At 69.5% G+C, this 14,674-nt stretch carries 10 protein-coding genes and 1 tRNA gene; 6 read left to right on the top strand and 5 right to left on the bottom strand.

Features of this window, described 5'->3' with window-relative positions; genetic code table 11:
* The first annotated feature begins 13 nt into the window (after positions 1-13).
* From KIV56_RS14185 to KIV56_RS14165, 5 genes are all read left to right on the top strand, one after another.
* Positions 14-2,530, top strand: coding sequence for a transglycosylase domain-containing protein (locus KIV56_RS14185; protein ID WP_281533955.1), 2,517 nt, complete (start codon positions 14-16; stop codon positions 2,528-2,530).
* Positions 2,527-3,513: a metallophosphoesterase gene (locus KIV56_RS14180; protein ID WP_281533954.1), complete on the top strand. Its 987-nt coding sequence runs from the start codon at positions 2,527-2,529 to the stop codon at positions 3,511-3,513. Before KIV56_RS14185 ends, KIV56_RS14180 begins: the two co-directional genes overlap by 4 nt.
* A gap of 171 nt (positions 3,514-3,684) precedes the next feature.
* A tRNA-Pro gene (locus KIV56_RS14175) sits at positions 3,685-3,758 on the top strand.
* 135 nt (positions 3,759-3,893) lie between these two features.
* Positions 3,894-4,457: a PadR family transcriptional regulator gene (locus tag KIV56_RS14170; protein WP_281533953.1), complete on the top strand. Its 564-nt coding sequence runs from the start codon at positions 3,894-3,896 to the stop codon at positions 4,455-4,457.
* Between the two features lie 2 nt (positions 4,458-4,459).
* A complete protein-coding gene (locus KIV56_RS14165) occupies positions 4,460-6,004 on the top strand; it encodes a DHA2 family efflux MFS transporter permease subunit (protein ID WP_281533952.1) in 1,545 nt (514 codons plus the stop codon).
* Between the two features lie 117 nt (positions 6,005-6,121).
* Here KIV56_RS14165 and KIV56_RS14160 read toward each other — a convergent pair whose 3' ends face one another.
* The 4 genes from KIV56_RS14160 to KIV56_RS14145 all read right to left on the bottom strand — a co-directional run bounded on the left by KIV56_RS14160 (position 6,122) and on the right by KIV56_RS14145 (position 10,981).
* The gene (locus KIV56_RS14160) at positions 6,122-6,931 is read right to left on the bottom strand and encodes a hypothetical protein (protein WP_281533951.1); all 810 of its coding nucleotides are present in this window, start codon (positions 6,929-6,931) and stop codon (positions 6,122-6,124) included.
* A gap of 413 nt (positions 6,932-7,344) precedes the next feature.
* Complete coding sequence (locus tag KIV56_RS14155) at positions 7,345-7,995, bottom strand: DUF559 domain-containing protein (protein WP_281533950.1); 651 nt, start codon at positions 7,993-7,995, stop codon at positions 7,345-7,347.
* Positions 7,996-8,690: 695 nt separating this feature from the next.
* Entirely contained in the window at positions 8,691-9,740 is a 1,050-nt protein-coding gene (locus KIV56_RS14150; RefSeq protein ID WP_281533949.1) for a hypothetical protein, read from the bottom strand.
* A 203-nt stretch (positions 9,741-9,943) separates the two neighbouring features.
* Positions 9,944-10,981: an LLM class flavin-dependent oxidoreductase gene (locus KIV56_RS14145; RefSeq protein WP_281533948.1), complete on the bottom strand. Its 1,038-nt coding sequence runs from the start codon at positions 10,979-10,981 to the stop codon at positions 9,944-9,946.
* A gap of 223 nt (positions 10,982-11,204) precedes the next feature.
* Between KIV56_RS14145 and KIV56_RS14140 the strand changes: the two genes are divergently transcribed.
* Positions 11,205-12,230, top strand: a complete 1,026-nt coding sequence (locus KIV56_RS14140) for an ATP-binding cassette domain-containing protein (protein WP_281533947.1) — start codon at positions 11,205-11,207, stop codon at positions 12,228-12,230.
* A gap of 149 nt (positions 12,231-12,379) precedes the next feature.
* Here KIV56_RS14140 and KIV56_RS14135 read toward each other — a convergent pair whose 3' ends face one another.
* On the bottom strand, positions 12,380-14,518 hold the full coding sequence (locus KIV56_RS14135) for an O-antigen ligase family protein (RefSeq protein ID WP_281533946.1): 2,139 nt from the start codon (positions 14,516-14,518) through the stop codon (positions 12,380-12,382).
* Between the last annotated feature and the right edge of the window lie 156 nt (positions 14,519-14,674).

Below are 14,674 nucleotides of genomic sequence, written 5' to 3'. Positions count from 1 at the left end.
GGGTTTCGTTGGAATGAGTGCAATCGTCGGTGTTCTCGTGACGGCTGCGGTCACTCCCGCTCTCGCTTTGTCGGGCATGGCCGCGACGAACACGATCAATGTCTTCGAGAATCTGCCGGACTACCTGAAGATCGACCAGCTCTCGCAGAAGAGCAACATCTACGCGACCACGGGTGACGGAACGCAGACCCTTCTGGCCTCGTTCTACGACCAGAACCGCGTCGAGGTCGGGTCGGACGCGATCAACCAGTTCGTCAAGGACGCCGCGACCTCCGGTGAAGACCCCCGGTTCTACGACCACGGCGGCGTCGACCTGCAGGGCACCGTCGGCGGCCTCGTCTCGACCCTCGCCGGCGGCGGAACCCGCGGTGGCTCCTCGATCACCCAGCAGTACGTGAAGAACGTCCTCGTGCAGAAGTGCGAAGTGCTCACGGATGCCCAGAAGAGGTCGGACTGCTATGACGCGGCGACGGCAACCACTCCCGACCGCAAGCTCAAGGAGATGCGCCTCGCGATCGGCGTGGAGAAGAAGTACGCGAAGGACGACATCCTCCGCTCATACCTGAACATCACCGGCTTCGGCGGCACCGTCTACGGCATCGAGTCCGCGGCGGAGTACTACTTCGGCTCGACCGCGGCGACGCTGACGCTCCCGCAGGCGGCGAGCCTCGTCGCGATCGTGAACAACCCGGTCAAGTTCCAGCTCGACCAGCCCGACAGCGCGACCAACGGTGCAGCGAACGGCTACGCCGCGAACAAGGACCGCCGCGACTACATCCTCGACGAGATGCTGAAGTACGGCAAGATCAACCAGGCCGACCACGATGCCGCGATCGCCTCGGCCATCGAGCCCAGCATCCACGAGCCCTCGACCGGCTGCCAGACCGCCGGCGGCAGCGCGTACTTCTGCGACCTCGTCGTGAACACCCTGCAGAACGACCCCACTTTCGGAGCCGACGACACCACCCGGATGGCCAACTTCCGCCGGGGCGGGTACAACGTCTACACGACCCTCGACCTGGACCTGCAGATTGCCGCCGAGACCACGATGAAGGCCAACGTTCCCGATACCTACCCCGGCTGGGACGTCGGTGGCGTGATCGTCAGCGTCGGCGTCGGCACCGGCAAGGTTCTCGCGATGACGCAGAACAAGGACTACAGCCAGGACCCGGCCGTCCAGGCGACCGGAGCGAACTACACCGGCATCAACTACAACACCAATATCGACCAGGGCGGCTCGAGCGGCTTCCAGCCCGGCTCGACGTACAAGGTCTTCACCCTCGCGGAGTGGCTCACCGAGGGGCACTCCCTCAACGAACGGGTCGACTCTCGGCGCAAGGCCAACTGGGGTACCTTCCGGGACAGCTGCGCGACTGGTGGCACGGTGAGCTTCCCGGGCTACAACCCGAAGAACGACTCCGGTGAAGCCGGCGCCAACTACAGCGCCCTTGAGTCCACGATCGGGTCGATCAACACCGGCTTCATCGGCATGGCCAAGAAACTCGACCTGTGCGGCATCCGCAAGACCGCCGAGGCGTTCGGCGTGACCCGGGCCGACGGCGCCCCGCTCGAGCAGGGTGCCTCCGCGGTGCTCGGCACCAACGAGGTCGCGCCGCTGAGCATGGCGGTCGCCTTCGCCGGCATCGCCAACAAGGGCACCACCTGCAGCCCGATCGTGATCGACCACATCACCGGCACGGACGGGGCCGCAATCCCGGTGCCGGCCAGCTCGTGCACCCAGTCCGTCGATCCGGCCGTCGCCGCAGGCATGACGACGGCGATGCAGCAGGTCATGACCCGGGGAACGGCGACTGCGTCCAACGCGGCTACGAGCCCCAAGGTGCCGATGATCGGTAAGACCGGAACCACAGACGGCAACAAGGACACCTGGATGAGCGGTGCGACGACCAAGGTCGCCACGGTCGTCGGCGTCATGAGCGTCACCGGAGACCGCGATCAGCGCAACACCCGGTTCGACAGCGGTACCGCGGCCACCGCCCGGCACCGGATGTGGCCGGTCGTGATGAGCGTCGCGAACGCCAAGTACGGCGGAGACGCCTTCCCGGTCGCGTCCGGTGCCATCGTCAATGCCGTCCAGGTGCCGATCCCCGACCTCCGCGGCAAGAGCATCACCGAAGCCCAGTCGACACTCGAGGCTGCCGGATTCCTGTTCGTGAACGGCGGGATCACCGACTCCGAGCTTCCCGCAGGCACGGTCGCGAAGACCGACCCCGCCGGCGGAACCAGCACCAACCGTGGCTCGAGCGTGACGGTCTACACCAGCAACGCCTCGCAGATCGTCGTCCCCGACGTCGTCGGCAAGAGCGAGGCTGAGGCGAGATCGCTGCTCGGCAACTTCGCGGTGGTCAAGAATGAGGTCGACGTGACCGACCCGGCACAGGTCGGCAAGGTCGTCTCGATGAGCCCGGCCGCCGGTGCAGGCGCCAAGCCCGGTGACACCGTGACGATCTCGATCGGAAAGCTCGCGGCCGCCGCCAACAAGAACGGCAACGGCAAGGCCGGCGGATGAGCACCCTCGGCACCGGGGCCAAGGCCCTCCTCGTCGGCACAGGCGCGCTGACCGCGGTCGGTGCCGGTGCGTTCGCCTGGGGGTCTCTGCTCGAACGCCGGATGTTCACCCTGCGTGAGGCATCCGTGCCCGTGCTCGCCCCCGGCTCGAAACCGATTCGCGTGCTGCACATCTCCGACCTGCACCTCGCCCCCTGGCAGAAGGACAAGCAGGAGTGGGTGCGCGGGCTCGCTGCCCTGAAGCCCGACCTCATCGTCGACACCGGAGACAACCTCGGCCACGCGGATGCCTTCGACGCCCTCGCGTACACGCTCGAGCCGTTCGCGGGGATCCCCGGGATCTTCGTCAACGGGTCCAATGACTTCTGGGGACCGCAGGTGAAGAACCCGTTCCGGTACTTCGGCGGACCGTCGATGCTCAAGGCCGCCCCGCAGAACCGGCTCGACACCGACCGGCTGCACGGGATCTTCGCGAACCTCGGCTGGAACGACATCAACAACGCCGCGGAAGCGCTCGACATCAACGGCACCCACCTCGAGCTGTTCGGCGTGGACGACCCGCACATCGGACGCGACCGCCTCGACCTGATCACCCGGGCCGTGGACGACCTCCGCGGCGACGACCCGCTCGGCGACGAGACCTGGCCGGACTCCGCGGAGCACCGCGAGCCGCGGCCGACGGTCACGATCGGCGTCGCCCACGCGCCCTACCGCCGGGTGCTCACCTCCTTCGTGAACCACGGTGCGCAACTGATCCTCGCGGGGCACACCCACGGCGGCCAGGTCTGCGTGCCCGGCTTAGGCGCCCTCGTCACGAACTGCGACATTCCCCGGTCGCAGGTCAAGGGGCTCAGCCTCTGGGGATCCGGACTCCGCAGCGCGTACCTCAACGTCTCGGCCGGCCTCGGCACCTCGATCTACGCCCCGGTGCGCTTCGCCTGCCCGCCCGAGGCGACCCTGCTGACCCTGACCGCCTCGGCGTAGGCCGCGCTCGCGCCGATTTCGGCAGGCCGCGCCCGAAACGGCGGTAGCGGCCTGCGCAAACCGGCGCGGTGGCGAGAGCGGATGCCTCGCGGCGGCCTGCGCGGGGTCCGTTCGGGGGTGCACCGAGCATCCGTGTGCATGGGGTTATACTTGACAAGGCTTACGGGCCATCGGGGTATGGCGCAGCTTGGTAGCGCGCGTCGTTCGGGACGACGAGGTCGCAGGTTCAAATCCTGTTACCCCGACAGCAAGACACAGAAACAGAAAACCCCCACTCGCGAGAGTGGGGGTTTTCTGCTGTGCGCGCGGCAGGCATCCGCTGGAGAAGTGCGACGACTTACGGCCTTGACTCACGCGACTACTCATGCGAGAGTAAGCGCATGTCCTCGATCCGTCTGTTCATCCTCGGCTCCCTCGCCGAGCGCGGGCCGATGCACGGGCACCAGCTGCGGCTGCTTGCCGAGGAGGAACACGTGCACATGTGGACGGATATCTCCGTCGGCGCGGTGTACGGCGCAATCAAGCGGCTCGCGACCGAGGGGCTGATCCACGTGGCCCGCGTCGAGCGCGAGGGCAACTACCCCGAGCGGCAGGTCTACGAGATCTCGGATGCCGGGGGCCGGGACCTCGCGGCCCTCCGGCTCGACGGGCTGCGCACGATCGTGCTCAAGCCCGACCCGTTCGACCTCGCAATGACCCGGCTCGACCCTGAACGACTCGACGAACTCCCCCTGATGATCGAGGCGCGCCTGCTCGCCCTGCGCGCCCTGCTCACCGATTCCGAGGCCACCACGGCCCACGCCCTCCCCTATCTCACCGCCAGCGAAGCCTTCGTCATGCAACACAAGGCCGCCCGCCTGCGTGCCGAGATCGCCTGGCACGAACACCTCGTCACCGTCCTCCCCGACATCGTCGCGGACGAACTAGCCCGAAAGGCCGACTGACCATGTCAGACACCAACGCTCCGACCACCACCGGGACCGGCTCCGGCTCCGGCACGCCCGGCGCCCCCGGCACTCCCGGCACTCCCGGCACCGCCGGCGCCCGCCCTCCCGTCGTGATCCCCCGCCACGCCTGGCAGGCCCTGATCGTGCTGCTCGCCGGCATGTTCATGGCCCTGCTCGACACCACGATCGTGAATGTGGCCCTGCCGACCATCCGCGAGAGTCTGAACGCCTCCGAGGCGACGCTCTCCTGGATCATCTCCGGGTACGCGCTCGCGTTCGGCCTCGCGCTCATCCCCGCCGGGCGCCTCGGCGACCGCATCGGCCACAAGTGGGTCTTCTTCACCGGCCTCGCGCTCTTCACCCTCGCGAGCCTCGCCTGCGGCCTCGCGCAGAACGACCTCCAGATGATCATCGCCCGCGTCGTGCAGGGCCTCGCCGGCGGCATCTTCGTGCCCGCCGTCACCGCCGTGATCCAGCTCGTCTTCCCGCCGCAGGCGCGCGGCAAGGCCTTCGCGATCATGGGCTCGGTCATCGGCGTCTCGACCGCGCTCGGCCCGATCCTCGGCGGCCTGATCATCCAGGCCTTCGGCGACGAGAACGGCTGGCGCCTGGTGTTCTGGGTCAACCTCCCGATCGGCATCGTGGCCCTCGTCGCCGCCGTGTTCATGCTCCCCGCCGGCGCCGAGCGCGACCCGAACAAGGCAAGCTCGGGCATCGACTTCGTCGGACTCGTGCTGCTCTCCGGCGGTCTCGTCGCCCTGCTCGTGCCGCTTATCGAGGGCCAGGACCAGGGCTGGCCGCTCTGGACCTACCTCACCCTCGTCGGCGGTGCGCTGCTCCTCGCCGCGTTCGGCGCCTGGGAAGTCAACTACACCCGCCGCGGCAAGAGCCCCCTCGTGCCGCCGCACCTCTTCTCGCACCCCGCCTTCTCCGGTGGAGTGGTGCTCGCCCTCGTCTACTTCGCGGCTTTCACGAGCATCTTCTTCACGATCTCGATCCTCTGGCAGGCCGGCCTCGGCCACACCGCCCTCGAGTCCGGGCTGGTCTCGATCCCGTTCGCCATCGGCAACATCGTCGGCGCCTCGCAGAGCAACCGGCTCGCGCAGCGGCTCGGCCGCACGGTGCTCGTGATCGGCGTGACTCTCGTCACCATCGGCCTGATCTGGATCTACCTCGCCCTGCTCCTGATCGGCCCCTCGATCACGAACTGGGAGCTGCTGCCGCCGCTGCTCATCGCGGGCCTCGGCAGCGGGTTCTTCATCGCTCCGAACGCGCAGTTCATCGTCGCAACCGTCGACCGCGCAGAGGCCGGCGCCGCGAGCGGTGTCGTCGGCGTGATGCAGCGGGTCGGCGCCGCGACCGGCATCGCCGTGATCGGCAGCGTACTCTTCGGCAACCTCGTCGTCACCGGTCCGGGCAAGGACGCGCTCGCGTCCGCGTTCACGACCGCTGCGACGGATGCGATGGCCGTCAGCGCCGCGTTCAGCGTGCTGGCGCTGCTGCTCGTCTTCGTGCTGCCCAAGCGGGTCGACGCGCACTTCTAGCGCGGCGGCATCCGCTCTCGCCTCCGCGCCGGTTTCCGCAGACCGCCGCCGCCCTTTCGGGGTGCGGCCTGCCGAAACCGGCGCGGGCGTCAGGAAGGAGCGGGTCGACGCGCACTTCTAGTGTGGCGGCATCCGCCCGTCGGGTGGCCCTGAGGGTTCCAGCGGCTCAGGCGTGTCGTCTCCGACGACCGTTTCCTGGGCATCGGGGTCGACGGGTTCCGGCGGGTGGATCGCTGAGATCTGCACGTCCCGTGCCACCTGCCAGTGTGCGCACGCCGCTCTCCGGTTGCGCACCGAGACCCGGATGTTCCATTGGAGAGTCGCCGCGGCACCGAAGACGATCGCGAGTGCACCGGCAATGACGCCGAGATACCCGCCCACGTGGGCCCCCACGTCGGCGAGTGCGTAGAGGGAAATCGTCGCACCGGTTGCCACGGCGCTGACCAACCACCACATGGCCAGGCGCTTGAACGGCGGGCGCTCAGATGATCGGCCGACGTTCAGGCTCGCGTCGATCCACTCGAACACCTGCACGTCGTTCGCCAATCTGAGCCGGTCCCCCACGGCCACCGTGTACGGCCTGACCGCGCGCCGTTCGTCACCGGCCGCGTTCTCCACCATGAACTCGACAGCGGTCGCGTTCGTCGCACCCCGGGCTTCGACGTGTCTCGGGTAGATGTACTCAGCGGACTCGGCAAAAGCCACCCGGGTGTGGTCACCGGTGCCCACCTCAAGCCACCGCCCGAGGCCGTCCTCGATCGACGTGAGCACGACCGCGTACGGGTCCATCGCCGCCGCCTCGAGGAGGAGAACCCGCGCGAGCTCCGCGGGAGTCGCTCCTGCCCGGCTGTCCGTGACGTCGCCATCCCCGGGGTCGCCGTGACCTCCGGGGTCACCGCCGGTCGGCGCCTTGGGTGGTTGCGTCATGCCCTTTTTCCTTCGCTGGGCGATGGCCGATGCGGAGCGCATCGCCGGCCAGACGACGCACTGGAACGTCGCCTGGGGCCTGGTACCGTGCGCGCAAAGCCAGTGAGGGCGAAGCGAAGTTGGTGAGGCTAACTAAACAATATCGGTAGCGTCTGCCCCGGCGGATGCGGCGGGTCGCCTGGCTTCGTGAAGTGTCGCATATCGACGTTCGCAAGCCACGGGAACCTCGATCTGCGACACCTCACCAAGTGGATGCGCACAATTGCGACTGCGAGCTGGCAAGGCAGGAACAATACACACCTCACGCAAGTGGATGTGGCGCGTCGCCTGAACTTCGTGAAGTGTCGCATATCGACGTTCGCAAGCCACGGGAACCTCGATCTGCGACACCTCACCGAGTGGATGCGCGCAGGTCAGCGAGCGGGGTGCAGCGCGAGGGTGTCCCGAATGATCTGCAGCAGCATCCGTCGGTTCTCGAGCTCGTCGCCGGCGATCTCGACGACCGTCCATCCCGCTGCGGCCAGTCGGGCCTTGCGGGTCTGATCCTTGCGCCATCGTTCGGGTTCGGTTCGGTGATAGTCGCCCTGGTACTCGAAGATCACCCGGTGCGCAGGGAAACAGAGGTCGCCTTCGGCTATGACGACGCCCCGGGCATCCGCGATGGGCTGGTTCACGACGAGCCCTTCGATGCCCGCGAGCACGATCGTGGTCCGGATGATTGACTCGGCCCGTGACCGCGACCGGTCGGAGAGCAGCCCCAGCGCTTCGAACAGGCGCGCCCGGCCGCGCCGACCGCGGTGACGCCTCGCAGCGGCCTCGAGTTCTGAGTATGTTGCGAGCCCGTATTCAGTGTTGATCACGTAGTCGCCGGCCGCGACGAGGTCCTCCAGATCGAGAACAGTCGCGAGATCGCACCACGTGCGTACCGGGGCCGTCATCCGCAGGCCGTTCCACTCGCAGAGGTCACGCCGGTCGATCAGGAACTTGTGCCCCACCGTCCCGACACACCGGCTCGAGCGCAACGGTGACGGCATCCCTACGTGCAGGCTCGTGCGTGCGTTCATGCCGTCGTGAGAGCGGCATCCCCTGAATGAGCGCCGCCGTGATCGAGCAGAAGAACCCCGGCTCGGGAAGCCGGAGCCTGTAACGCTCGCGCGCGATGCCCGAGCGCGACCGCGGACTGCGGTGAGCGCACGCCGTGGAACGGACGGGCGAGGTCGGGGCCTCTGAGACGCGCCTCACCGACGCCCAATTCGGCGGCGACGCGCGTCGTGAAGGGTCCATCGCCAAGGCCTGGCGGGAGAGGAATGCGACTGGTCATGCGACGAGGATGCGCAGCCGGGCCACTGCCGGTGCCGTTGTGCACACAGCGGATCATTGTGCGCGAACTACCCACCTTGTTAGGGAGCCGCGCACACGGGTCGTGGTGGCCGTTCCTCCCGCTGAGGTGTCGCAAATCGAGGTTCCCGCAGCCCCTAAACCTCGATATGCGACACCTCACGGCTGGTCATCGGGGCAGGCCGGTCCGCCACGAGCGTCGCCCTCGTGAGGTGTCGCAAATCGAGGTTCCCGCAGCCCCTAAACCTCGATATGCGACACTTCACGGCTTGGGAGAGGCGGTGGCTAGTGCATCCCCCGGTGAGGTGTCGCATATCGACGTTGGCAAGCCCCAGGAACCTCGATATGCGACACCTCAGCTCAACTAAGGTCGCCCCGCGGGCCGACCCGGCGGTGAGCTCCAGCCGGCGGATGCGGCGGGTCAGCCGACGCGGGTCAGCTCGGTGAACGACATGGTCGCGTTCGAGCCGTTGATGCAGGTTTGGTAGAGCAGGTCGTAGCCGCGCGGGATGGAGTCGGTGCGTTCGGTGTTGGCGTTGAGGATCGCGACGACCGGGCCGACCCGGTAGGTGCCCGACCGCACGCCGGTCAGCGCGATGATCGTGCCGTCCGCCGGGAAGTGCGACCCGCCGCACGACCAGTGCTCGGCAATGACCGCGACTCCGTAGTTGCCGCTGAGGTCGACGGCACCCTGGCAGCTGTCGATCTCGGCCTGCCAGCCGCTGGTCCAGACGTACTTCGTGTAGGTGGGCGCGCCCTGCGCGGCGGCGGATGCTGCCGCTTCCGCCTCCGTGGCGGCCTGCGCGGCCGCGGCGACCCGTGCGGCCTCGGCAGCAACGGCTGCGGCTTCCGCGACTCGCACCTCCTCTGCAACCCGCGCCACTTCCTCAACCCGCGCGACCTCCGCGACCCGGGCTTCCTCCGCGACCCGGGCGACCTCGGCGACGCGCGCCGATTCCGCGATCCGCTCCGCGTGCGCCGCGGTCGCCTGGGTTGTACCGAACGCGAGCCGAGCCACCGCCCCGGGGAACCCCTGCCGCGGGGACTGCCAGTCGACGAGACCGCGAGAGGCACCTTTCCGGTCGAGGGTGACCGGTACAAGGGTCACTCTCGACCGGAAAGGGGTCCGTTGCAGGTTCGCGTACCGGCCGGACCCGCCGGCGCCGACCGACGAGCCAGCGCCGACCGATGAGCCGGAGGAGTCGGACGTGGCGGAGGAGTCGGGCGAGGTGGAAACGGTCGCGCGGGCCCCGGCGGCCGACGGCGCGAAGCCCGTGACCGAGGCGGTGCTGGAGCCGGGCGCGACACCGGCGGACGCGGAAGCAGGGTCGGGCGCGGGGGCATCCGCTGTGATGCGGGCGGCCGCGAACGTGGGCGTCGCCGCGACGAGCACGAGGCTCACCGCGCCGGCGACGCGGGCGCACCCGCCGACCGCGCGACGGAACCACGACCGGTGGTGTGGCGCGTCCATAGCAACCTGCCCGTGCCGCCCCTGTTCGGGTGGGGACGGCCCAGTCAGTAAAGCCCGGTCAGCGGGACGTGACTACCCCTCAGTTTCTTGCCCGAACAGGGGTATTATGCCGCGCTGCCGACGCCCGAACCGGTGCTGAGGTGTCGCATATCGACCTTCGCAGGCCCGGGGAACCTCGATATGCGACACCTCACGCAACCGCGCTATGCCGCGGCGGGCTCGACCGGCTCGACGGGCTCTTCCCGCAGGCCGGCCACGATCTCGAGCGAGCGGATGCGCCCGGCGAGTGTCGCCGACTGGGCACTGAGCATGAGTTCGTCGGCCCCGGTGGCGTCGAGGAGCGCCGTGAGCCGGGCATCCACCTCGGCCGGGGTGCCCACGGCCTGGCGGCGGTTCCGGGAGGCGACAAAGGTGAGCTCGTACTCGGTGAACCGGTACGCGAGCGCCTCCTCGAGCGACACCGGGGCGGGCTTCTTGCCCTGCCGCATCCGCAGGAAGGTGATCAGCCCGGGCAACGACTCCCGGCGCACGACCTCGGGGTCGTCGTCGCTGATCAGCCCGACGGCGATCATCGCGTGCGGGGTGGCCAGGAACGCACTCGGCTCGAAGTGCGCCCGGTACAGGTCGAGGGCTTCCTCGGTGTGCTCGCCTGCGAAGTGGTGCGCGAACGTGAACGGCAGCCCGAGCGCCCCGGCGAGCTGCGCGCTGAAGCCGCTCGAGCCGAGCAGCGACATTTCGGGGGCGTCGCCGAGTCCGGGGTATGCGGTGATGCCGCGCAGCGGATTGTCCGCCGCCATGCCGCCGTGGAAGAACCCGATCAGGTCGACGAGCTGCTGCGGGAAGTCGTCGACGCCGAGCCCCTCCGCGCTGCGGCGCAGGGCGAGCGCGGTCGCGCCGTCGGTTCCGGGTGCGCGCCCGATCCCGAGGTCGATCCGGTCGCCGTAGAGGGCGCGCAGGGTGCCGAACTGCTCGGCGACGACGAGCGGGGCATGGTTGGGCAGCATCACGCCGCCGGATCCCACCCGGATCCGCGTCGTGCGCGCGGCGATCCCGGCGATCAGCACGGGCGGCGCGCTTGAGGCGATCGCCGGCATGTTGTGGTGCTCGGCCACCCAGAACCGGTCGTAGCCGAGCTCCTCCGCACGCTGCGCCAAATGGATGCTGCCGGCCACGGCCTCCGCGTTGGTGCCGCCCGCGGGGCGGCTGGCCAGGTCGAGAACGTTGATCGGCAAAGTTTTCATCGTCCGTTCCAACCGTGGACACCCATGCTTGATTCCCCGCTTTCCGGCCTGCACGGAGCATAACTCCTGCAAATTTTCGCCCGACCCCGCAGAATGGGCGTTTTTGGCCCATTTCGGGGAAATCTGCAGGAGTTATGCCGTTCCTGAGAATCTCTCTGGAATCGGCTGCAGTTGAGGGCGATTGGATACAGTCAATCACCAACGCAACACGATAGGCCCGGCCATGAACCACTTACGTGACCACACCGTCAGGGATGCCGGAACCAAGTCAATCACTTCGGAGCGCGAGCGCCCCGACCAGAACCCCATGCCCTCGCACGCATTCCGGGCCATGGCGTTGCTGGATGTGCGCGGACTCACCGTGACCACCACCCGTCCGGTCCCCCGCCGGAGCGCCGCTCAGCCCGGTGAAAACGAGGTGTTCCGGGTCGCGCTCACCCTCATGCAGGGAGAGTCGCTCGCCCTCGTCGGCGAGCCCGGCAGCGGCATGACCGCCACGGCGCTCGCCATCGCCGGGCTGCTGCCTTCGACCGCGACCGTCACGAGCGGGTCGATCCTGTTCAACGGCCAGGAACTCGCCGGCCTGAACGGCCGAGCCCAGGCCCGCCTCCACGGCACCAACATTGCATACCTTCCTCCCAACCTTGCGGGGTCCCTCGACCCCACTCGCACCATCCTCAGCCAGCTCGCAACCCCGCTGCGGCGGCGCCTTGGCCTCGACCGCCCAGCCGCCCGCGCACGTGCCCTCAAGGCCCTCGTCCGCGTCGGCCTGGACAACCCCGAGGTCGTGGCCCTGTCCTACCCGGGCGACCTCTCCACCGTCGTCGTGCAGCGGGTGGCGCTCGCGGCGGCGCTGTCCCTCAACCCCGAACTCCTGATCGCCGCGATCCCCGCCGACCCCGCGCACGCTCGCCCCCTCGCCGATCTGCTCCGCCTCGTGCGCGCCCTGCAAAGCAAGCACCAGTTCGCGCTCATCCTCGTCACCGACGACGTCGGCGTCGCCGCCGAGTGCTGCGAGCGCATCGCTGTGCTGCAGGCCGGCCGCATCGTCGAACAGGGCTCGGTCGACGAGTTGTTCGCGTCCCCGCGGCATCCGCACACCCAGCGGATGCTCGACGCCCGCCAGCGGTACAGCTTCAGCCCCCAAGACTCCACGCCCGGCGCCGGCACCGGCGTTCTGCAGGTCGTCGCGCTCCACTCCGTCGACGCGTCAGCGTTCTACCACGGTGCGGACGCCATCGCCGGGTAACACCACCGAGCGCGCCGGGCGGTGACCGCTCGGCGAGGCAGCGCGGCCGGGCTCCGCGGCGTCTGTGCGCGGCGTGGATACCGCGCACGCTGAACTCGGCGCGGTCGAGCGTGAGGGTTCGACGAACCTCGAGGCGGCCGACCGGAGCCTCAGTGCGCGGCGAGGAAGTCGCGCACCGTGAGCGCGGCAGGGTCGGCCGGGTCGAGCGCGAGGGCCCGACGGACTTCGAGGCCGCTCGCGTTCGCGTCACCGCCCAGATACAGGGCGACCGCGTGCTGCACCGCGACCGCGACATCGTTCGGAGCCCGGGCCGCGAGGGCGGCGAGGGTTGACTGCGCGCCGGCGAGATCCCCGGTGCCGATCTGCCCGACCGCGAGCGCCCGCTCGGTCGCAACCGTGCCCGGCAGCAGCGCCCGCGATCGCTCCGCCCACTCCACGGCCAGCCCGGCGGCACCCGCCACCTGCGCATCGGCCTCCGCCGCAAACGACTGCGCCGCGATGCTCGCCAGATCGCCATCCCACGGTCGCAGCGCCTGCGCCCGCTCGAACGATGCCGCGGCACCGGCGACATCGCCGCGAGCGGCGGCGCTCACACCCGCGGCGAGCGGCACATCCGAGCCGACGAGTACGACCAGCCAAACCGCCCAGGCGACCAGCAGCACCGAGCGGACGCCCGCTGCCCCGCGCCGCATCGCCGCGCCCTCGCCCGCAGATGCGGACGGAGACGGCACCGGGGCCGTGGGCGCCTGCGACACCAGGAGACCGAGGAGCACTGCGGCAACGATCGTCGTCGACGGTGCCGTGAAGTGGGTCAGGAGCGCCACACCGTAGCCGGCCAGACCGGCACCGGCGGCGGCGAGAACGTCGGCGCGGGCGGCATCCGCCTGCCCGGTCGCGGCCCTAAGCCAGGCCCGGACCCCGAGAACGCCCACCGAGACCAGAATGGCCAGGACGACCAGGAGCAAGGGGATGCCTCCGGCCAGCAGCACCTGGAAGATCCAGTTGTGCGGGGAATCGAGAGTGTCGACCCCGGTCGAGGCGGAGGCGTTCGCATTCAGGAAGCCGCTCGCGCCGACACCGAACGGCCGCCCGGCGAGCGCGTCGAGGCTCTGCTGCAAATACGTGAACCGGGCCTCGAGGGACGACCCGGAGAGTGGGCTCGCGCCGAGCAGGCGATCGCGGGTGAACGGCATAGCAAGAGCCGCACCGATGAGGAGCAGCACCGCGCCGCCCGCCACAACGACAGTACGGAGTGCCCGTCCGCGGCCCGTGCTGTGCCCCGGGCCCCGATCCGGGTGAAGCAAGCCGACGGACTTCTTGCCCGAAACCCGCGCGGGAAGACTGTTCTTGCCCGTGTTGCCTGCAAACTCCGTGGAATCGGTTCGGCGACGGGCGAGGTGCAGGCGGGTGAGCTCGAGTACCGCGAGGGTCACCAGCACGACGACCGCGGCGACGAGTCCCGCACGCGACGCCGACAGGACGACCGTCGCAACGGACAAGACCAGGGCCGCACTCAGCACGGCCCGCTCGCGCACGCCCACGGCAGCCGCCACGACCCTGGTTCGGGCAGCGGATGCCGCGCCGCCGGTCACGGACGCGGCGGGCGGCATCCACGCCCGCAGCACGGGCAGCGCGAGCAGCGCCAGGAACAGGGCGCCCAGGACCCCTTGGTCCGTTGCGTTGCCGGTCAGGGCACCGGGACGGGCGAGGTCGGAGGCGAACGGTCGGGCGCCCCAGGCCTCGAGCACCGAGACGACACCCAGCAACAGGGCCGCACCAGCCACCGCGCGCACAAGCGTGCGTATTCGCGACGCCCCGACCAGCGCGGCGGCATGGGCCACGTCAGCCGCACGGGCCAGGAGGGATCGGTTCCCGGGTCTCCCCGACGCCTCTGCCCGAGCGCCGGCACCGTCACCGGCTGCAACCGCCGAGTCGGGCCCGGGTCCCAGCAACCGCGCCCCGGCCCAGACCGCACCGAAATACACGGGGAGGGTGACCAGGCCTTCATAGCGCGGCCAGCGTCCCCAGAACTGGGAGGCTGGTGCTGTGGAGAGGAGTACAGCGGTCAGCGCGAGGGCCGCCGCCGCCGCGCTCGCGGCGACGACCCAGCGCGGAAGCCGTCCGCGCGCACCAGACAACGCGGCGCAGACGACCGCAATGGCGGCGAGCGCGTCCTTGGGCAGGAACCACCGCACGAACGCATCCGGCCAGAGCACGATCGAGGCGAGCACGAGCAACCAGATCGAGAGTGCGCCCAGCCGTTCGCGGGCGCGGCCGAATCGGCTCATGTACCTAGTCCTCCGGCACTCGCGCACCGCCACGCTCACACGTGGACCCCTCAGAAATCGCCATCTCGGGCCCCCGGCCTGAGCAATTCTGACCTGCCCACCGTATCCGCTGCCCTGACGGCCTGCAAACCCGCGCCAGGCCGGGCAGCGCGTTGC

This window comes from Cryobacterium breve (genome assembly GCF_027594785.1).
GTDB lineage: Bacteria > Actinomycetota > Actinomycetes > Actinomycetales > Microbacteriaceae > Cryobacterium > Cryobacterium breve_A.
This window is presented reverse-complemented; position numbering and strand designations above follow the sequence as displayed.